The 18,895-nt window shown below is 69.1% G+C and carries 16 protein-coding genes; 5 read left to right on the top strand and 11 right to left on the bottom strand.

What is annotated here, in order from left to right; translation table 11 throughout:
- Positions 1–109: 109 nt before the first annotated feature.
- The 4 genes from ABT186_RS29035 to ctaC form a co-directional block, all read right to left on the bottom strand.
- Entirely contained in the window at positions 110–1,420 is a 1,311-nt protein-coding gene (locus ABT186_RS29035; protein WP_502973353.1) for a L,D-transpeptidase, read from the bottom strand.
- Positions 1,421–1,549: 129 nt separating this feature from the next.
- Complete coding sequence (locus ABT186_RS29030; RefSeq protein WP_351233082.1) at positions 1,550–1,948, bottom strand: cytochrome c oxidase subunit 4; 399 nt, start codon at positions 1,946–1,948, stop codon at positions 1,550–1,552.
- Positions 1,945–3,681, bottom strand: a complete 1,737-nt coding sequence (gene ctaD, locus ABT186_RS29025) for an aa3-type cytochrome oxidase subunit I (RefSeq protein ID WP_351233080.1) — start codon at positions 3,679–3,681, stop codon at positions 1,945–1,947. The genes ABT186_RS29030 and ctaD overlap by 4 nt, the downstream gene beginning before the upstream one ends.
- Positions 3,678–4,637 carry an aa3-type cytochrome oxidase subunit II gene (gene ctaC, locus ABT186_RS29020; protein WP_351233078.1) on the bottom strand — a complete coding sequence of 320 codons (960 nt, stop codon included), beginning with the start codon at positions 4,635–4,637 and terminating at the stop codon, positions 3,678–3,680. The genes ctaD and ctaC overlap by 4 nt, the downstream gene beginning before the upstream one ends.
- A 263-nt stretch (positions 4,638–4,900) precedes the next feature.
- Here ctaC and ABT186_RS29015 point away from each other — a divergent pair, with 263 nt between their 5' ends.
- Positions 4,901–6,277: a cysteine desulfurase/sulfurtransferase TusA family protein gene (locus ABT186_RS29015; RefSeq protein WP_351233076.1), complete on the top strand. Its 1,377-nt coding sequence runs from the start codon at positions 4,901–4,903 to the stop codon at positions 6,275–6,277.
- Between the two features lie 61 nt (positions 6,278–6,338).
- Here the strand turns inward: ABT186_RS29015 and ABT186_RS29010 are convergent, their stop codons facing one another.
- The gene (locus tag ABT186_RS29010) at positions 6,339–7,313 is read right to left on the bottom strand and encodes a carbohydrate kinase family protein (protein ID WP_351233074.1); all 975 of its coding nucleotides are present in this window, start codon (positions 7,311–7,313) and stop codon (positions 6,339–6,341) included.
- Between the two features lie 133 nt (positions 7,314–7,446).
- Between ABT186_RS29010 and ABT186_RS29005 the strand changes: the two genes are divergently transcribed.
- Together ABT186_RS29005 and ABT186_RS29000 are read left to right on the top strand one after the other, a co-directional pair.
- On the top strand, positions 7,447–7,656 hold the full coding sequence (locus tag ABT186_RS29005) for a hypothetical protein (protein ID WP_351233072.1): 210 nt from the start codon (positions 7,447–7,449) through the stop codon (positions 7,654–7,656).
- A 165-nt stretch (positions 7,657–7,821) separates the two neighbouring features.
- On the top strand, positions 7,822–9,363 hold the full coding sequence (locus tag ABT186_RS29000) for a hypothetical protein (protein WP_351927559.1): 1,542 nt from the start codon (positions 7,822–7,824) through the stop codon (positions 9,361–9,363).
- A gap of 94 nt (positions 9,364–9,457) precedes the next feature.
- Here the strand turns inward: ABT186_RS29000 and ABT186_RS28995 are convergent, their stop codons facing one another.
- A complete protein-coding gene (locus ABT186_RS28995) occupies positions 9,458–9,814 on the bottom strand; it encodes a HesB/IscA family protein (RefSeq protein WP_351233068.1) in 357 nt (118 codons plus the stop codon).
- 333 nt (positions 9,815–10,147) lie between these two features.
- Between ABT186_RS28995 and nadA the strand changes: the two genes are divergently transcribed.
- The gene (gene nadA / locus ABT186_RS28990) at positions 10,148–11,332 is read left to right on the top strand and encodes a quinolinate synthase NadA (RefSeq protein WP_351233067.1); all 1,185 of its coding nucleotides are present in this window, start codon (positions 10,148–10,150) and stop codon (positions 11,330–11,332) included.
- 106 nt (positions 11,333–11,438) lie between these two features.
- On the opposite strand, the gene ABT186_RS28985 is transcribed toward nadA, so the two are convergent.
- The 5 genes from ABT186_RS28985 to ABT186_RS28965 form a co-directional block, all read right to left on the bottom strand.
- The gene (locus ABT186_RS28985; RefSeq protein ID WP_351233065.1) at positions 11,439–14,564 is read right to left on the bottom strand and encodes an efflux RND transporter permease subunit; all 3,126 of its coding nucleotides are present in this window, start codon (positions 14,562–14,564) and stop codon (positions 11,439–11,441) included.
- Positions 14,565–14,755: 191 nt separating this feature from the next.
- The gene (locus tag ABT186_RS28980; RefSeq protein WP_351233063.1) at positions 14,756–15,439 is read right to left on the bottom strand and encodes a response regulator transcription factor; all 684 of its coding nucleotides are present in this window, start codon (positions 15,437–15,439) and stop codon (positions 14,756–14,758) included.
- A gap of 22 nt (positions 15,440–15,461) precedes the next feature.
- A complete protein-coding gene (locus tag ABT186_RS28975; protein ID WP_351233062.1) occupies positions 15,462–16,709 on the bottom strand; it encodes a sensor histidine kinase in 1,248 nt (415 codons plus the stop codon).
- 122 nt (positions 16,710–16,831) lie between these two features.
- On the bottom strand, positions 16,832–17,110 hold the full coding sequence (gene pspAA / locus ABT186_RS28970) for a PspA-associated protein PspAA (protein ID WP_351233061.1): 279 nt from the start codon (positions 17,108–17,110) through the stop codon (positions 16,832–16,834).
- A gap of 42 nt (positions 17,111–17,152) precedes the next feature.
- Positions 17,153–17,950 carry a PspA/IM30 family protein gene (locus tag ABT186_RS28965; RefSeq protein WP_351927557.1) on the bottom strand — a complete coding sequence of 266 codons (798 nt, stop codon included), beginning with the start codon at positions 17,948–17,950 and terminating at the stop codon, positions 17,153–17,155.
- Positions 17,951–18,248: 298 nt separating this feature from the next.
- Here ABT186_RS28965 and ABT186_RS28960 point away from each other — a divergent pair, with 298 nt between their 5' ends.
- Positions 18,249–18,875 (top strand): DUF3043 domain-containing protein, encoded by a 627-nt coding sequence (locus ABT186_RS28960; RefSeq protein ID WP_351233060.1) that lies wholly within the window; start codon positions 18,249–18,251, stop codon positions 18,873–18,875.
- Positions 18,876–18,895 lie beyond the last annotated feature (20 nt).

The raw sequence follows: 18,895 nt of genomic DNA, 5'->3' as shown, positions 1-18,895 counted from the left end.
TGTCGCTCCCCCAAGCTCTCGGCTTCGCTGGAACAGGGGGACCCCCATCGCGGCGGAGCCGCACGATGTCACGGCCCCGCGCCCCTGACGGGGCGCGGATCTCCCCGTCTCACATCGACTCCGGGCGCAGTCTTGACTGGTCCTGGGGGGCCGGGGCGTTGGCGGTGTCCGCGGCCAGGGCGCTGCCTGTGCGCCACTTGCTCCAGGCGAGGTTCCAGTCGCCGAAGCCGTTGTCGAACGGGGTCATCTGCTGGCCCTTGGAGTTGACGACCTTGACGATGTCGCCCGGCCGCACGGCGCCGAAGAACCACTGGGCGTTGCCGGTGCTCATCCCGGTGCAGCCGTGGCTGACGTTGGCGTATCCCTGGGAGCCGACGGACCAGGGCGCGGCGTGCACGTACTCGCCGCTCCAGGTCACCCGGACGTCCCAGTAGACGTTCAGGTCGTAGGAGTCCGCCGAGTTCGCGGAGATTCCGATGGTGGTCCCGCGCATCCGTACGACGTAGCTCTTGGCCAGCACGACCTTGACCCCGTTGCGGGTCTCGTAGCCGGGCCTGCCGGTGGTGATGGGGATCTGCTTGATCACCTGGTCGTTCTTGTAGACCGTCATCCGGTGCGCGCCGGCGTCCGTGAGGGCGACTATGCGGTCCCCCGTGGTGAGCTTCAGAGGCTTTGTATCCCCGCCCCAGAGGCGGTCGGCGACCTTCACGCCCGCGAGGTTGCTGTGGGCCGTGATCGTGGCGTGGACGGGCCAGTAGTCCTGGGGCCGGTAGTGCAGCGTCTTGTCGTTCACCCAGTACCAGGAGCCCTCCACGGCGGGCACCGAGTCCACCCTGAGGGCGCGTTCGACGACCGCCCGGGACGCCTTGTCCTTGACGGGTTCGCTGAGTTCGGCGGTGACGGGCTGGCCGACGCCGTACGTGCCCGTGTCGGGGCCGAAGGTGACGTTCAGCAGTTTCTTGGTCTTCGGCGTGCTGGTGTCGAAGTCGACGACCTCACGACCGGGATTGCCGTGATCGTCCTCCGTGCTCACCTGCACCTTGTAGTGGGTGCCCGAGGCCAGCGGTGAGGTGCTGTGCCAGCGGCTGCCGTCGGCGGAGAGTTCACCGGCCACGTAGCGCCCCTGGGCATCGGTGGCCGTGACGTCCGTGATGCGTCCGTCAAGCCGCGTGGCCGTGATCTCCAGGGGCTTGTCGGGGTCGGCCTTCTTGTTGGTGCCGACAGGGGCGTTGAAGGCGATCTGCCCCGTCGCGTCGTACGGCTTGGACGCGAGCGGGTGCTCGTCGGATCCGCAGGCGACAAGGCCCGCGCCGAGGGCGGTCACCAGCAGGGTGCAGCTGACGACCGTGCGGTGTCGTGGGCGTGTCGGCAGGCGCGCATCGGGCGCCGCGGCGCCCCGGAAGAAGACTGTCTGGCTCATGGATTCACGCTATGAACGTCTGTCAACCATGGCGCGCCGGACGATCCGGATGGGGGACGAAGCCGGTGGCAAAAGAGGGAGCCCGGACCTCCTGACGGAGTGTCCGGGCTCCCTTGCGCTCGACGCGTGTTACTGGGTGCGGTTCTCGCCGCGGTAGTACTCGAAGACCCAGCCCCACAGGCCCACCAGAATCAGCGGGGCCGAGAAGTACAGCAGCCACCAGCCGATCGCGATCGCCAGGAAGGCGAGCGCGCCACCGACACCGAGGGCGAGCGGCTGCCAGCTGTGCGGGCTGAAGAAGCCGACCTCGCCGGCGTCGTCCGCGACGTCGGCCTCCTTGTTGTCCTGGGCGCCCACGTCGACCCGCCGGGCCGTGAAGGCCAGGTAGTAGCCGATCATCACGCTCAGGCCGAAGGCCAGGAAGAGCGCGGTGGTGCCGGCCGGCTCCTTCGACCACACGCCATAGATGACGGCCATGGCGAGGATGAAGACGGCCAGCCAGAGGAACATCTTGCCCTGGATCTTCACTTGCCGGCCTCCTTGCCACCAGCGACGGCCTTGCTACCGGCACCGGCGTGCTCGAGTTGCTCGAGCGCGGCGATCTCCGGGTGGTGCAGGTCGAAGGCGGGGGATTCGGAGCGGATCCGCGGCAGGGTGAGGAAGTTGTGCCGCGGCGGCGGGCAGGAGGTCGCCCACTCGAGCGAGCGGCCGTAGCCCCACGGGTCGTCGACCTCGACCTTCTTGCCGTACTTGGCCGTCTTCCACACGTTGTAGAGGAACGGCAGGATCGACAGGCCGAGCAGGAAGGAGGAGATCGTCGAGACCGTGTTCAGGGCCGTGAAGCCGTCGGCCGCGAGGTAGTCCGCGTAACGGCGCGGCATGCCCTCGGCACCCAGCCAGTGCTGCACCAGGAACGTGCCGTGGAAGCCGATGAACAGCGTCCAGAAGGTGATCTTGCCGAGGCGCTCGTCGAGCATCTTGCCCGTCATCTTCGGCCACCAGAAGTGGAAGCCGGAGAACATCGCGAAGACGACCGTACCGAAGACCACGTAGTGGAAGTGCGCCACCACGAAGTACGAGTCCGAGATGTGGAAGTCCATCGGCGGCGAGGCCAGGATGACACCGGTCAGACCACCGAACGTGAAGGTGATCAGGAAGCCGGTCGCCCAGAGCATCGGTGTCTCGAAGGACAGCGAGCCCTTCCACATCGTTCCGATCCAGTTGAAGAACTTCACGCCGGTGGGGACGGCGATGAGGAACGTCATGAAGGAGAAGAACGGAAGCAGCACGCCACCGGTGACGTACATGTGGTGCGCCCACACCGTGATCGACAGACCGGCGATCGCGATGGTCGCGCCGATGAGGCCCATGTAACCGAACATCGGCTTACGGCTGAAGACCGGGATGACCTCGGAAATGATGCCGAAGAACGGTAGCGCGATGATGTACACCTCTGGATGGCCGAAGAACCAGAAGAGGTGTTGCCACAGCAGTGCGCCGCCGTTGGTCGCGTCGAAGACGTGGGCACCGAACTTGCGGTCCGCCTCCAGGGCGAACAGCGCGGCCGCCAGGACCGGGAAGGCCAGCAGGACGAGCACACCGGTCAGCAGCACGTTCCACACGAAGATCGGCATGCGGAACATGGTCATGCCGGGCGCGCGCATGCAGATGATGGTGGTGATGAAGTTGACCGAGCCGAGGATCGTGCCGAAGCCGGAGAAGGCCAGACCCATGATCCACATGTCGGCGCCGATGCCCGGCGACCGGACCGCGTCCGACAGCGGGCTGTAGGCGAACCAGCCGAAGTCGGCCGCGCCCTGCGGGGTGAGGAAGCCACCGACCGCGATGGTCGAGCCGAACAGGTAGAGCCAGTAGGCGAACATGTTCAGCCGCGGGAACGCCACGTCGGGCGCGCCGATCTGCAGCGGCATGATCCAGTTCGCGAAGCCTGCGAACAGCGGCGTCGCGAACATCAGCAGCATGATCGTGCCGTGCATCGTGAACGCCTGGTTGAACTGCTCGTTCGACATGATCTGCAGGCCCGGACGGGCCAGCTCGGCGCGCATGAGCAGGGCCATGACGCCGCCGATGAGGAAGAAGGCGAACGACGTGACCAGATACAGCGTGCCGATCGTCTTGTGGTCGGTGGTGGTCAGCCACTTGACGACGACGTTGCCGGGTCGCCTGCGCCGGACCGGCAGCTCGTTCTCGTACGAGTCCTCAGCTGCCGCGGCACCCTGGGGTTCGTTGAGGATGCTCACAGGTTGTTCGTCTCCCGGTTCTTCTCGTGGCTCGTCTGCGCGATGCCGGCGGGAATGTAACCGGTCTGCCCCTTCTTGGCGAGGTCCTTGAGGTGCTGCTCGTAGCGATCGGGGGAGACGACCTTCACGTTGAACAGCATCCGGGAGTGGTCGACGCCGCAGAGCTCGGCGCACTTGCCCCTGAAGGTTCCCTCCTCGTTGGGGGTCACCTGGAAGGCATTGGTGTGGCCCGGGATGACGTCCATCTTCATCAGGAACGGCACCACCCAGAAGGAGTGGATGACGTCACGCGAGGTGAGGACGAAGCGGACCGTCTTCCCCTTGGGGAGCCAGAGGGTCGGGCCGGGCATGTTGGTCTGCGGGTTCCGCGTGGCGGGCGTACCGAAGTCGTAGACACCGCCGGCGTTCGCCGGGAAGTCGTTCTTGAACCGGTCCGGAATCGCGTTCAGATTCGGATCGGTCTTCGCGTCGCCCGTCACCCCGGGGACCGGAGTGACGTAGTTGAAGCCCCAGCTCCACTGGTAGCCGACGACGTTGATGGTGACGTCGGGCTTCTTGGAGAGGCTGAGGAGCTTCGTCTCGTCGCGGGCCGTGAAGTAGAAGAGCACCGAGACGATGATGAGCGGGACCACCGTGTACAGCGCCTCGATCGGCATGTTGTACCGGGTCTGCGGAGGAACCTCGACCTTGGTGCGGCTGCGCCGGTGGAACATGGCGCTCCACAGGATCAGGCCCCAGACCAGCACGCCGGTGGCGAGCGCGGCAGCCCAGGAGCCCTGCCACAGGGAGAGGATCCGCGGAGCCTCTTCCGTGGCCGGGGTGGGCAAACCAAGGCGGGGGAAGTCCTTGTATGTGCAACCGGTTGCGGTCGCCAGGACCAGGCCCGCGGTCAATGCCTGCAGCAGCTTCCGCCGCATCGGGCGCCGCGGCGAGCGGTCGGAGCCGTTGGGACTCACGTAGCGCCTTCCCGAGAGTCTCGCCCGCGCTGTACGGCTGCGGCCTGGCCTTCTCGCTGGTCGGTCGCCGCCCTGCGTCGGGCAGGGGTTTGGATGTTTATGCGGACCAAACCCTACTGGACGCTATTTGGGGGCGCGCGGGGAGGGTACCCAACGCGCCGCCGGACACCCCGAAGGGATGGAATGACCGGCTCCGGCTCTTATCTGACGGAGCCTTCGGGCCCTTCGGAGACCTGCGTGTTCGCAAGAGTTAGCGTTGCCGTGTGGCCTACTTCGACGCGGCGTCCGCCGCTCCTTTGCATCCCGTCGCCCGCCAGGCCCTGCAGGCCTCGCTCGACGAGGGGTGGGCCGATCCCGCCCGACTGTACCGCGAGGGGCGCCGGGCCCGGCGCCTGCTGGACGCGGCACGCGAGGCGTCCGCCGAGGCGGTGGGCTGCCGCCCGGACGAGCTGGTGTTCACCCCGTCCGGCACACGGGCGGTGCACTCCGGGGTCGAGGGGGCGCTGGCGGGCCGGCGCCGGGTCGGACGCCACCTGATCGTGTCAGCGGTCGAACATTCCTCGGTACTCCATTCGGCGGAGGTGTTCGAGACGGACGGCGGGACGGTGACGCAGGTGCCGGTGTCCCGCGCGGGAGCCGTCACCCCTGGGGCGTACGAGGCCGCGCTGCGACCGGACACCGCGCTGGCCTGCCTCCAGTCGGCCAACCACGAGGTGGGGACGGTCCAGCCGGTGGCCGAGGTGGCCGCCGTGTGCCGTGCGGCCGGGGTGCCGCTGCTGGTGGACGCGGCACAGTCGCTGGGCTGGGGGCCGGTGGAGGGCGACTGGTCGGTACTGACGGCCAGTGCGCACAAATGGGGCGGACCGTCGGGTGTCGGGCTTCTCGTCGTGCGCAAGGGAGTGCGGTTCGCGCCTCAAGGGCCCCTGGACGAGCGGGAGTCGGGGCGGGCGGCCGGGTTCGAGAACATCCCGGCGATCGTGGCGGCCGCGGCGTCGCTGCGGGCGGTGCAGGCGGAGGCGGCCGCGGAGGCGGTACGGCTGCGGGAGCTGACGGAGCGGATCCGCGGCCGGGTGCCGCAACTGGTCCCCGATGTGGAGGTGGTGGGCGACCCGGGCCGTCGGCTGCCCGGGATCGTCACCTTCTCCTGTCTCTATGTCGACGGGGAGGCACTGCTGCACGAGCTGGACCGTGCGGGCTTCTCTGTGTCGTCCGGATCGTCCTGTACGAGCAGCACGCTGACGCCGAGCCATGTGCTGAAGGCGATGGGGGTGCTGAGCGAGGGGAACGTCCGGGTGTCGCTGCCGTCCGGGACGCCGGCGGAGGAGGTCGACCGGTTCCTCGCGGTGCTGCCGGATGCGGTGGCGACGGTACGCGAGAAGCTCGGCGCGCCGGCCCCGCGTACGGTTGCGCAGGAGGACGCCCTCGTCGTCGACGCCCTCGGCAAGCTCTGCCCGCTCCCGGTGATCGAGCTGGCGAAGGTCATCGGGGACGTGCCGGTGGGCGGGACGGTCCGCGTCCTCGCGGACGACGAGGCGGCCCGCCTGGACATTCCCGCCTGGTGCGAGATGCGGGGGCAGGAGTACGTCGGGGAGGAGCCGGCGGAAAAGGGTGCGGCGTACGTGGTCCGCCGGCTCTCCTAGGCACGAGCAAGTACATACGGGTAGCGGGTACGCCCGTGGAGGCACCCGCCCCGCCCCGGCGTCAGGCCAGGTGCTCCTGGACCTCCACCGCCGCCTCGTCCCCGTACGCCTTGGTGAAGCGGTCCATGAAGTGAGCACGGCGCAGCTGGTACTCCTGGGTGCCCAGCGTCTCGATGACCAGCGTCGCGAGCATGCAGCCGACCTGGGCCGCGCGCTCCAGCGGGACGCCCCAGGCCAGGCCCGACAGGAAGCCCGCGCGGAAGGCGTCTCCGACGCCCGTCGGGTCGACCTTCGCCGTCTCCTCGGGCACGCCGACCTCGATGGGGTCCTCACCGGACCGCTCGATGCGCACGCCCCGCGAGCCGAGCGTGGTCACCCGGTGGCCCACCTTCGCCAGGATCTCGGCGTCCGACCAGCCCGTCTTGGTCTCGATGAGCCCCTTCTCGTACTCATTGGAGAAGAGGAAGGTCGCCCCGTCCAGCAGTATCCGGATCTCGTCGCCGTTCATGCGCGCGATCTGCTGCGAGAAGTCGGCGGCGAACGGGATGGCCCGGGAGCGGCACTCCTCCGTGTGGCGCAGCATCGCCTCCGGGTCGTCGGCGCCGATCAGCACCAGATCAAGCCCGCCCACGCGGTCGGCGACCGTCTTGAGCTCGATGAGCCGGGCCTCGCTCATCGCGCCGGTGTAGAAGGAGCCGATCTGGTTGTGGTCGGCGTCCGTGGTGCACACGAAGCGGGCCGTGTGCTGGGTCTCGGAGATGCGCACGGACGCCGTGTCCACCCCGTGCCGGTCCAGCCACGCCCGGTACTCGTCGAAGTCCGAACCGGCCGCGCCGACCAGGATCGGACGGGTGCCGAGCTGCCCCATGCCGAAGGCGATGTTCGCCCCCACCCCGCCGCGCCGTACGTCGAGGCGGTCGACCAGGAAGGAGAGGGAGACCGTGTGCAGCTGGTCCGCGACGAGCTGGTCGGCGAAGCGGCCGGGGAAGGTCATGAGGTGGTCGGTGGCGATGGAGCCGGTGACTGCGATACGCACGGCGAGGACACGCTCCTGTGGCGGAGGGGGATTGACAGTTCACGCTACCGGGTCGGCCCGGCCCTCTGAAGGAGGCAAAACTACCCGATAGTAGATCTTTCTTCGTGGGCTCCGTCGTGCCTACGGTTCCATCATGACGAAGATCGAGGTCCATGGCACTGCCCCGCTCGACCTGGAAGGAGATCTGGCGTCACTGCGCGGCGACTGCGCCCGTATGGCACCGCACTGGGCCGCGCCCTCGAAGACCGCTCACCCGCCGGTCTCCCCGTCCCTGATCCACGGAGTCAGCGTTCCGCCGGCCTCGGCCCGCCTCCTGGACGCGATGTCCGACTACGGGGACTGACGGGCCGCCCTAGGGGGCCGGGCGCGGAGGCGAGGGAACCGTGCGCTCCCCCGCTGCGTCCCATCGCCGTCCCCCGTATAGGGGAGGCGGTGTACGACCTTGCTGTGGCCTTGTGCGGTACGGCGGGGTCTGCTGGGACAGCAGTGGAGCCGAAGGAGCGATGCGGTGAACACCGAGCGACCCGACGACGCGAGTGACGCCACCGAGGTCACCGAGGACGCGGAGGGGACGACGCCGCGCCTGCGGCGCTCTCCGGTGGTGGTCGCCTCGGTGGCGGCCGCGGTCCTGCTCGTCGGGGGCGGCGGGGCCTATCTCGCCGCGACGGCGTCCGGCGGCTCGGGCGGCTCCTCGGCGCCGGGCGATGACGGCACTCCCCCGGCGCTGGCCCTGGACGGCTACAGCGAGGGCGGCGCACCGGGCATCGCGGTGGGCGAGCCCAACCCGTACGGCACGACGTACACCGTGCAGGGCAAGCTTCCGGACGGCCCGAAGTCCGCGCCCGTGTACTGGGCGAAGGGCGAGGTGACGCGGGACGAGGTGGCCCGGCTCGCCAAGGCGCTGGACCTGAGCGGCACACCGAGGCTCGTCGGTGACACCTGGCAGGTGGGGGCCACGAAGGACGGCGCCGATCCGAATCTGCGGGTGAACAGGGACGCGCCGGGGATGTGGACGTTCAGCTCGTACATACAGGGAACCGGCAACTGCGCCAGCAAGACGTGCGGGCCGGTCGGGTCCGGGATGGCGGGTGCGCGTCCGGGGCCGGTGAGCGAGGAGGCGGCGAAGAAGGCGGCCGCTCCCGTACTCAAGGCGGTAGGCCAGGACGACGCCAAACTGGACGCGTCGCAGCTCATGAACCGGGTACGGGTGGTGAACGCCGACCCGACGGTGGGCGGGCTGCCGACCGACGGCTGGACCACCGGGCTCCAGATCAGCTCCGAGGGCAAGGTCATCGGCGGCAGCGGCAGCCTGAAGACGCCGGTGAAGGGCGACACCTATCCCGTCATCGGGGCGAAGAAGACGCTGGACCTGATGAACGGCGCGAAGACGTCGTACGGCCGCAAGGGCATCGGCGGCTGCGCCAGCCCCGTACCGGTGAAGGACCGGGACGAGGTTCCGTGCAAGTCGTCCACCGCGGCGCCGAAGCGTGCGTCGGCGCCCGTGGAGAGTGCGGTGTTCGGGCTGGCCAGGCACTCGGTGAGTGGGAAGGCGGTGCTGGTGCCGTCATGGCTGTTCCAGGTACGGCCGGCCGGGGAGAGCGACTTCACGGTGACGCATCCCGCGATCGACCCGCAGTATCTGGCCGCGCCGCAGCCGCCGGGGCAGCCGAGCGGGACTCCGGTTCCCCGCACGAGCGGACCGGGCGACCAGCCGTCGTCGGCGCCCACGAAGCGGGATGTGAAGGTGATGGGCTACACCGCAGACGACAAGGACCTCACCATCGCCTACGAGGGCGGGGTGTGCGCCGACTACTCGGCGTCCGTGAGCGAGAGTTCCGGCAAGGTGACGGTGACCGTGACCGAGACGCCCTGGCAGGGCAAGGTCTGCATCATGATCGCCAAGATCTATCACGAGACGCTGCACCTGAAGGCGCCGCTCGGCGACCGCGAGGTGGTCGGCTCGGACGGCAAGCGGATCCCTGAGGAGACGGCGGGCACGCTGCCGAAGGCGTCCTCCTCCACCGGTGCGGGGGCGATGCAGCCGCAGTAGGCGCCAGGCGGAGCACGGATGCGCAAAGGCGGCGTCCCCGTCGAGGGGACGCCGCCTTTGTACGCCTACCGGTTGCCGGTGATGTGGCGGGTGCTCAGCTGAAGGAGTCGCCGCAGGCGCAGGAGCCCGTCGCGTTCGGGTTGTCGATGGTGAAGCCCTGCTTCTCGATGGTGTCGACGAAGTCGATGGTGGCGCCACCCAGGTACGGAGCACTCATGCGGTCGGTGACGACCTTGACCCCGCCGAAGTCCTTCTCCACGTCGCCGTCGAGGGCACGCTCGTCGAAGAAGAGCTGGTAGCGCAGGCCGGAGCAGCCGCCGGGCTGGACCGCGACGCGCAGCGCCAGGTCGTCACGGCCTTCCTGGTCGAGCAGGGCCTTGACCTTGGCCGCGGCGGCGTCGGTCAGGATGATGCCGTCGGTGACGGTGGTGGTCTCGTCCTGTACGGACATCTACATCTCTCCCGGGTTGTACGGAGACTGCTTGCCGACGAGTGCAACCGGCGTGGCCGCGGATTCATTCCGGGCCCTGCACGCGGTTTTCCCTTGGCTTCTTTTTTCATGCTCGCACATGCGCCGAAACACGGACAGCGACCTGTGGACGGCGGGCGACCGGAACGTGTCGGAGCGCACCGGGATTCACGTCACATCGACGCTATCGCCATCGTCAAACTGACGTGAAGCAGTTATGATAGATAGCGTCAATTCGACGAAAAGGCTTTGTCCCGCATGTCCCGTCGGCCCGCCTCCGGGCCGACGAGCCGCAGAACAGAAAGGGTGCGTGTCGTGACCACCGCCCAGACCCAGGAGCTCGACGTACAGCCGACGCCCCTCGCCCTGCTGCTGCTCGGCCGTGAGGCCGACCCGAGGAGCGAACGGGGCGTCGAGTGTCCCGGCGACCTGCCCTCGCCGTCCGACCCGGACCTGGTCGAGCGCGCCCGCGCGGCCAAGGAGAAGCTCGGCGACAAGGTCTTCGTGCTCGGCCACCACTACCAGCGCGACGAGGTCATCCAGTTCGCCGACGTCACGGGCGACTCCTTCAAGCTGGCCCGGGACGCCGCGGCACGGCCGGAGGCCGAGTACATCGTGTTCTGCGGTGTGCACTTCATGGCGGAGTCGGCGGACATCCTGACGTCCGACGACCAGAAGGTGGTCCTGCCGGACCTGGCGGCGGGCTGCTCCATGGCCGACATGGCGACGGCCGAGCAGGTCGCCGAGTGCTGGGACGTGCTGACCGAGGCGGGCATCGCCGAGCAGGTCGTACCCGTCTCCTACATGAACTCCTCCGCGGACATCAAGGCGTTCACCGGCAAGCACGGCGGCACGATCTGCACGTCCTCGAACGCGAAGCGTGCCCTTGAGTGGGCGTTCGAGCAGGGCGAGAAGGTCCTGTTCCTGCCGGACCAGCACCTGGGCCGGAACACGGCGGTGCGGGACATGGGCATGTCGCTCGACGACTGTGTCGTCTACAACCCGCACAAGCCGAACGGCGGACTGACCGCCGAGCAGCTGCGCGCCGCGAAGATGATCCTGTGGCGGGGCCACTGCTCGGTGCACGGGCGCTTCAACCTGGACTCGGTGAACGACGTGCGCGAGCGGATCCCGGGTGTGAACGTGCTGGTCCACCCGGAGTGCAAGCACGAAGTCGTGGCAGCGGCGGACCACGTCGGCTCGACCGAGCACATCATCAAGACGCTGGAGGCGGCACCGGCCGGCTCCAAGTGGGCGATCGGTACCGAGCTGAACCTCGTACGCCGACTGGCGAACCGTTTCGCGCCGGAGGGCAAGGAGATCGTCTTCCTCGACAAGACGGTCTGCTTCTGCTCGACGATGAACCGCATCGACCTGCCGCATCTGGTGTGGGCGCTGGAGTCCCTGGCCGAGGGGAACCTGGTCAACCGCATCCAGGTCGACAAGGAGACGGAGGCGTTCGCGAAGCTGGCACTGGAGCGGATGCTGACGCTGCCGTAGTTCCCCGGCTTCGCATCTGACAGGAGGCCCGGTCCGCGCATTCGTGCGGACCGGGCCTCCCGTCATGGGCAGAAGTGCCGGGGTACGCGGCCCCCGGCACGCGGGACTACACCCCGGCGGGTTCCGGCTCCCCGGACTCCCTCGCCTGTGCCGTCACCCCCGCCTTCTTCTCCCGCTTCGCCGCCTTCTTCTTCGCGCGGCGCTCCTTGCGGAGTTCCAGCATCGCGTACAGGGTCGGGACCAGCAGGAGGGTCAGCACGGTCGAGGTGACCAGGCCGCCGATCACCACCACCGCCAGCGGCTGCGCGATGAAGCCGCCCTCGCCCGTGACGCCCGCGGCCATCGGGAGCAGCGCGAAGATCGTCGCCATCGCCGTCATCAGGATCGGGCGGAGACGGTGACGGCCTCCCTCCACCACGGCCTCCACGATGCCGTAACCCTGCTTCCGGTATTGGTTGATCAGGTCGATCAGCACGATCGCGTTCGTCACCACGATGCCGATCAGCATCAGCATGCCGATCATCGCCGGCACGCCCATCGGGGTGCCGGTGGCGACCAGGAGGCCGATCGCACCCGTCGCCGCGAACGGGATCGAGACGAGCAGGATGAGCGGCTGCACCAGGCTGCGGAACGTCGCCACCAGCAGCATGAACACGATCGCCACCGCGGCCAGCATCGCCAGGCCCAGGTTCTTGAACGCGTCGTTCTGGTCGGACGTGACGCCGCCGATCTGCGCCTTGGCGCCCGCCGGAAGCTTCAGCGCGTTGATCTTCGACTGGAGCTGCGAGCTGACCCCGCCCGTGTTGTCACCGGTCGGCCGGGCCGTGATCGTCGCCGCCCGCTGGCCGTCGATCCGGGTCATCGACACCGGGCCGTCCACCAGCTGGACCGTCGCGACGTCACCCAGCTTCACCGGACCCAGCTGCAGCTTCTTCAGCTGGTCCAGGGTCTCGGCCGGCTTCGCCGACTTGATGACGATGTCCCGCTCGGTGTCGCCCAGGATCGCCGTGCCGGTCTTCGTGCCCTGTACGGCCTGTGCGACTGCCGCGCCGAGCGTCTGGTCGTTGAGACCGGCCGCCGCCGCACGGGAGTTGGCCTTGACCGAGATACGCGGCACGCTCTGCGCCAGGTCGCTGGACACGTCCGTGACGTCCTTGAGCTTCGCGACCTCGGCCCGGACCTGCTCCGACGCCTTGCGCAGCACGTCCGCGTCGGCCGCCTTCACGACCACGCTCAGATCCTGGTTGCCGAAGCCGTCCCCGGCCGACACCGTGGTCGTACCGATCCCGGACAGCTTGGCCAGCCCGTCCTCGATGCGGTTCTGCACGTCCTTGTACTTCGCGGAGCTGTCCACCATGACCGAGTACGACGCGTGGTTGGTGTCGGTGCTGCCGCCGAACGCCGCCAGGAAGCCGGACGAGCCGACCGTGGCCTGGTAGTCCTTGACGCCCTTCACCCCGTCGAGCATCTTCTCGATCTTCTTGGCCTGGACGTCCGTCGCCGCCAGGCTCGTGCCCGGCTTCAGCTGCTGCTTGATGGTGAGGACCTGCTGCTCGCCCTGGTCGAAGAAGTTGGTCTTCAGCAGGGGCGCCATGCCGAAGGTGGCGATCAGGACGACCACCGCGATCGCCACACTGGTGAGACGGCGCCGGGTCGCGAAGCGCAGGACCGGCACGTAGAAGCGCTGCAGACGGCTCTTCGCCTCCTTCTCCTCCGCCGCGCGGCGCGCTTCCTCCGCGTCCTCGGACATTCCCTTGGGGGCGCTCAGGAACCAGTACGACAGGACCGGGACGACCGTCAGCGACACCAGCAGCGAGGCCAGCAGGGCCGCCGTCACGGTCAGGGAGAACGAGCCGAAAAGCTCGCCCACCATGCCGCCGACCAGACCGACCGGCAGGAAGACGGCCACCGTCGTCAGCGTGGACGAGGTCACCGCGCCGGCCACCTCGCGGACCGCGGTGAGGATCGCCGAGTGGCGCTCCTCGCCGTAGCCGAGGTGCCGCTTGATGTTCTCCAGGACCACGATCGAGTCATCGACGACCCGGCCGATGGCGATGGTCAGCGCACCGAGCGTGAGCACGTTCAGCGACACGTCGCGCGTCCACAGGACGATCAGCGCCAGGACGACGGAGAGCGGAATGCTCACTGCCGTGACGAGGGTCGAGCGGAGCGACGCGAGGAAGACCAGGATCACCAGGACCGCGAAGAGCAGACCCAGCGCACCCTCGGTCGTCAGTCCGTCGATGGACTTGGACACCGCCGGGCCCTGGTCGCTGACCACGGTGATGGTGGCGCCGGAGCCGAGGTCCTTGCGCAGGCCGGGCAGCTTGTCCTTGACCGCCTTGGAGATGGAGACCGCACTGCCGTCGTGGTCCATGGTGACGGTCACGGCGAGGCTGGGCTTGCCGTCCGTACGGGTGATGGAGTCGGCCTTGGCCTCCTCCTCCTTGACCGTGGCGACGTCACCGAGGCGTACGGGCTTCTTGCCGGCCTCGCCCGTGACCATCAGGTCCTGGATCTGCTGCAGCGAGGTGAGGCCGCCGCCGACCTGGACCGTGCGGTTGCTGCCGTTCTCGTCGAAGGAGCCCGCCGGGACGGTCGCTCCGCCCGCCTGCAGGGCCTGGCCGAGCGCGACCGAGGTCAGCCCGGCCTGCGCGAGCTTCGCGTCATCGGGCGTGACGGTGACCTGGAGGTCCCGTACGCCGTTCACGGTCACCTGGCCGACGCCGCCGATGTCCTTCAGCGCGGGGACGACCGTCTTGTCGAGCTGGTCGGCCAGGGACTGCTGGTCCTTGTTCGAGGTGACCGCGAGGATGACGGTCGGGATGTCGTCCGTCGAACCGGCGATGACCTGCGGGTCGACCGAGTTCGGGAGCTGGGTGCGCGCCCGGTTGACGGCCTGCTGGACATCGGCGACGAGCTGCTTGGTGTCGTTGCCGTAGTCGAAGGACGCCTGGATGACGGCGTTGCCCTCGCTCGCCGTGGAGGTGACGCCCTTGATGCCGGAGACGGCCTTCAGGGTGTTCTCGAGCGGCTCGACGACCTGCTTCTCGACCACGTCGGGGGACGCGCCCTGGTACGGCGCCAGGACGGACACGACGGGCAGGTTGATGGTGGGCAGGAGTTGCTGCTTGAGCTGGGGGATCGCGATCGCGCCGAAGACGATCGCGACGATCGACATCAGCCCTATCAGGGCCCGTTGCGCGAGGCTGAATCGGGACAGCCAGGACATGGGTCGGCGTCTCTCTCTGTGGCTGAGCGGAAGGTTGGGAGCGCATGTGAGCGCCCACCCCTACACCCTGAGCCATCGAACGACCCCGTTCCGTCGCCCCAGGGTCCATTTCCTTATCCGCCGCCTACTGCGGGCGCAGTACGGCCAGATGGAGGTCGCTCCACCCGTGGATGTACCGGACCGGGGCCCGCTCACTCCACCCTGGGGCGTACCAGCCCGGACTCGTACGCGATGACCACGAGCTGCGCCCGGTCGCGTGCGCCCAGCTTGGCCATGGCCCGGTTGACGTGCGTCTTCACCGTCAGCGGGCTGACCTCCAGACGCTCGGCGATCTCGTCGTTGGAGTGGCCGCCGGCGACCTGGACGAGCACTTCGCGCTCCCGGCCGGTGAGTGTGTCGAGCCGGTCGGAGCGGGCCGGGTCGCGTCCGTCGTCCTCGCCGTCGCCCTGGGCGAGGAACCGGGCGATGAGCCCCTTGGTGGCGGTGGGCGACAGCAGCGCCTCACCGCCGTGGGCGACCCGGATGGCGTTGAGGAGTTCCTCGGGCTCGGACCCCTTGCCGAGGAACCCGGACGCCCCGGCGCGCAGCGACTGCACGACGTAGTCGTCGACCTCGAAGGTGGTCAGTATGACCACCCGGACCTGGGCGAGGCCGGGGTCGGCGCTGATCAGGCGGGTGGCGGCGAGGCCGTCCGTACCGGGCATCCGGATGTCCATGAGGACGACGTCGGCACGCTGTTCCCTGGCCAGCCGGACCGCCTCCGCGCCGTCGGACGCCTCGCCCACCACCTCCATGTCCGGCTCCGAGTCGACGAGCACACGAAAGGCGCTGCGGAGCAGCGCCTGGTCGTCGGCGAGCAGGACACGGATGGTCATACGGGCCCTCCCTGGGTGCGGGTCATACGGTCTCCCCGGCTGCGGCCGTCGCGTTGTTCTCGAGCGGCAGGATCGCATGGACCCGGAACCCGCCTCCGTAGCGGGGACCGGCGGTGAGGGCGCCGCGCAGTGCGGTGACGCGCTCCCGCATGCCGAGCAGGCCGTGCCCGCCGTGTCCGTCGGCGTTCCGGGGTCCGCCGTTCTCGGGTCCGGCGCCCTCGCCCGTGCCGTTGTCGAGGACCGTGATCTCCACATTCGGTCCCACGCGTACGACGCTGACCTCGGCCTTCGCCGTTTGGCCCGCGTGTTTCTGCACATTGGTGAGGGCTTCCTGGATGACGCGGTACGCGGCGAGGTCGACGGCGGCGGGCAGGGTGGTGCCCTGGTCGGCGCGGGCGATCTCGACGGGGAGACCGGCGTTGCGGAAGGTGTCGGCGAGTTCGTCGAGGAGGGCGAGACCGGGCGCGGGCTCGGTGGGGGCCTCGGGGTCGCCGGACTGCCGGAGCAGACCGACGGTGGCGCGGAGTTCGTTGAGCGCGGACCGGCTGGCCTCGCGGACGTGGGCGAGGGCTTCCTTCGCCTGGTCGGGCCGCTTGTCCATGATGTGCGCCGCCACTCCCGCCTGCACATTGACCAGGGCGATGTGGTGGGCGACCACGTCGTGCAGGTCGCGGGCGATGCGCAGCCGTTCCTCGGCGACGCGGCGGCGGGCCTCTTCCTCGCGGGTGCGCTCCGCCCGCTCGGCACGCTCCCTGATGGCGTGCACGAAGGCGCGGCGGCTGCGGACGGCGTCGCCGGCGGCCGCGGCCATCCCCGTCCAGGCGAAGATGCCGAGGTTTTCCTGGGCGTACCACGGGAGGGGGCCGCCGAGCATGGCCGTGGCGGTGAGCACGGTCATGGTGAGCAGGCCGACGCGCCAGGTGGTGGGGCGGTCGGTGGTGGCGGCGACGGTGTAGAGGGCGACGACCGCGGACATCGCGACAGGGGCTCGGGGGTCGGCGGTGACGAGTTCCACGACGGAGAAGGCGGCCGTGACGGCGAGGACGGCCATGGGATTGCGACGGCGGTACACCAGGGCCGCCGCCGAGAACACGATGAGGGTGAGGCTGAGGGCATCCGGGCTGCGAACGCCCCACGTGGGGTTGCCTTCGGTGTGGGGGTCGACGAAGGAGCCGCAGACCATGCAGGCGAGAACGCCGAACGCGAGTACGGCGTCCAGGGCCAGGGGGTGGGCGCGCAGGCCGTCCCTGGTGCGTTCCAGTGTGCTCACGCGTTCACGTTACGGGGCGCCGACGAGGGATGGAACCGGCGTCGTCCGGTGCCCGGCGCCGGGCGTGCGGTTCAGGGGCTGCCGCCCCCGGGCCCGGCTCATGCCCGGCAGCCGAAGAAGCCTCAGCCTGGGATCAGCCCGTCGTCGTTCAGCAGTTCACGGACCTCCGCCAGGCTTGCGTCCGGGGACGGAAGGATCAGTTCCGACGGCTCCAACGAGTCGTCCGGGAGCGGGGTCCCCAGGCGGCGAACCGCGTCCAGGAGGGCGTTCAGGGTGCGGCGGAAGCCCGGCTCGTCCCCGTTCTCCATCTCCCGGAGCAGTTCGTCGTCCAGTTTGTTCAGCTCGGTGAAGTGGGCGTTGTCCAGCTTCACCTGCCCCTCCCCCATGATCCGTACGATCATGTCGCCCTCCTCAGGCGTGGGACCCGGCGGATGATGAGTGGCTTACTGCTTGTCGAAGCGCGGAGTGTCCTGGGACTGGGACTGGGACTGGCCCTGACCCTGGCCGCCCTCGATCGCCTGCCGCTCTGCGGACGAGCCGCCGGCCAGCTCCGCCTTCATGCGCTGCAGCTCCAGCTCCACATCCGTACCACCGGAGAGCCGGTCCAGCTCGGCCTGGATGTCGTCCTTGGCCATGCCGGAGGGGTCGTCCAGGGCACCGGAGGCGAGGAGTTCGTCGATCGCGCCGGCGCGGGCCTGCAGCTGGGCCGTCTTGTCCTCGGCACGCTGGATCGCCAGGCCGACGTCGCCCATCTCCTCGGAGATACCGGAGAAGGCCTCGCCGATCCGGGTCTGCGCCTGGGCCGCCGTGTACGTCGCCTTGATGGTCTCCTTCTTGGTGCGGAAGGCGTCCACCTTCGCCTGGAGGCGCTGGGCCGCCAGGGTGAGCTTCTCCTCCTCGCCCTGCAGGGTCTGGTGCTGGGTCTCCAGGTCCGTCACCTGCTGCTGGAGCGCGGCACGCCGGGACAGCGCCTCACGGGCCAGGTCCTCGCGGCCGAGCGCGAGCGCCTTGCGGCCCTGGTCCTCCAGCTTCGACGACTGCTGCTGCAGCTGGTTGAGCTGGAGCTCCAGGCGCTTGCGACTGGTCGCCACGTCCGCAACACCGCGACGCACTTTCTGCAGCAGCTCCAGCTGCTTCTGGTACGAGTAATCGAGGGTCTCGCGCGGGTCCTCGGCCCGGTCAAGGGCCTTGTTCGCCTTCGCGCGGAAGATCATCCCCATACGCTTCATGACACCGCTCATGGGCTTCGCGCGCCCCCTTCTGACGGACTCCAGCTCACAAGTCTGCGACAGGACCACAGTACGGGCCCTGCATCCATTACCGCACTGTTCGGGAACGGATGCGGTCATCCCCAAGGACGACTGCGTACGATCCCGCTCCGGCGTAGGGAGTAGGTGTCCCCCGAGGTTACGTACGGGGTGACTCCCGGATTCCCTCAGCCGCCTTCCGGAAGAACGTCGGCGGTCTTCCTTTTGAGGCCCCTCTGTCCCAGTACAGACGTCCGGTGTTGCCGGATCGTTCCCCACTCGGCTGGGGTCCATGCGGGCAGACCCCTTACCCTTGGGTTTTGTGTTCCGTAGCCGTGCCAAGGAAGAGAAGGCCCCCGCCGACAAGGCGCCGGTGACCGACTCCAAGCAGCCCCGTGACCCGCAGGCCCCGAAGGGCCGCCCCACGCCCAAGCGCAGTGAGGCCCAGTCCCAGCGGCGCAGCGTGGCCAACACGCCGACGACGCGCAAGGACGCCGCCAAGCGGCAGCGCGATGAGCGCCGCGCCCACATGGAGCGGCAGCGGCAGGCGCTCGCCGGCGGTGACGAGCGTTATCTGCCGGCGCGGGACAGGGGCCCGGTCCGCAAGTTCGCGCGCGACTACGTCGACGCCCGCTTCAACGTCGCCGAGTTCTTCCTGCCGATGGCCGTGGTCATCCTTGTGCTGAGCATCGTGCGGGTGCCCGCGCTGCAGAACATCGCGCTGCTGCTGTGGCTCGTCGTGATCGTGCTGATCGTGCTCGACTCGCTCCTCTCCGGCTTCCGGCTGCGGAAGCGGCTGAACGAGCGCTTCCCGGACCAGAACAAGCGTGGCGCGATTCCCTACGCGCTGATGCGCTCCCTGCAGATGCGCCGGCTCCGGCTGCCGAAGCCGAAGGTCAAGCGCGGAGAGCGGCCCTGAGCACGGATTCCTTCTCCGCG

The sequence above is a fragment of the Streptomyces sp. NPDC001634 genome (genome assembly GCF_040298185.1).
Lineage (GTDB): Bacteria > Actinomycetota > Actinomycetes > Streptomycetales > Streptomycetaceae > Streptomyces.
Note: the sequence above shows the minus strand (reverse complement) of the source record. Positions and strands in the feature narration are given on the sequence as shown.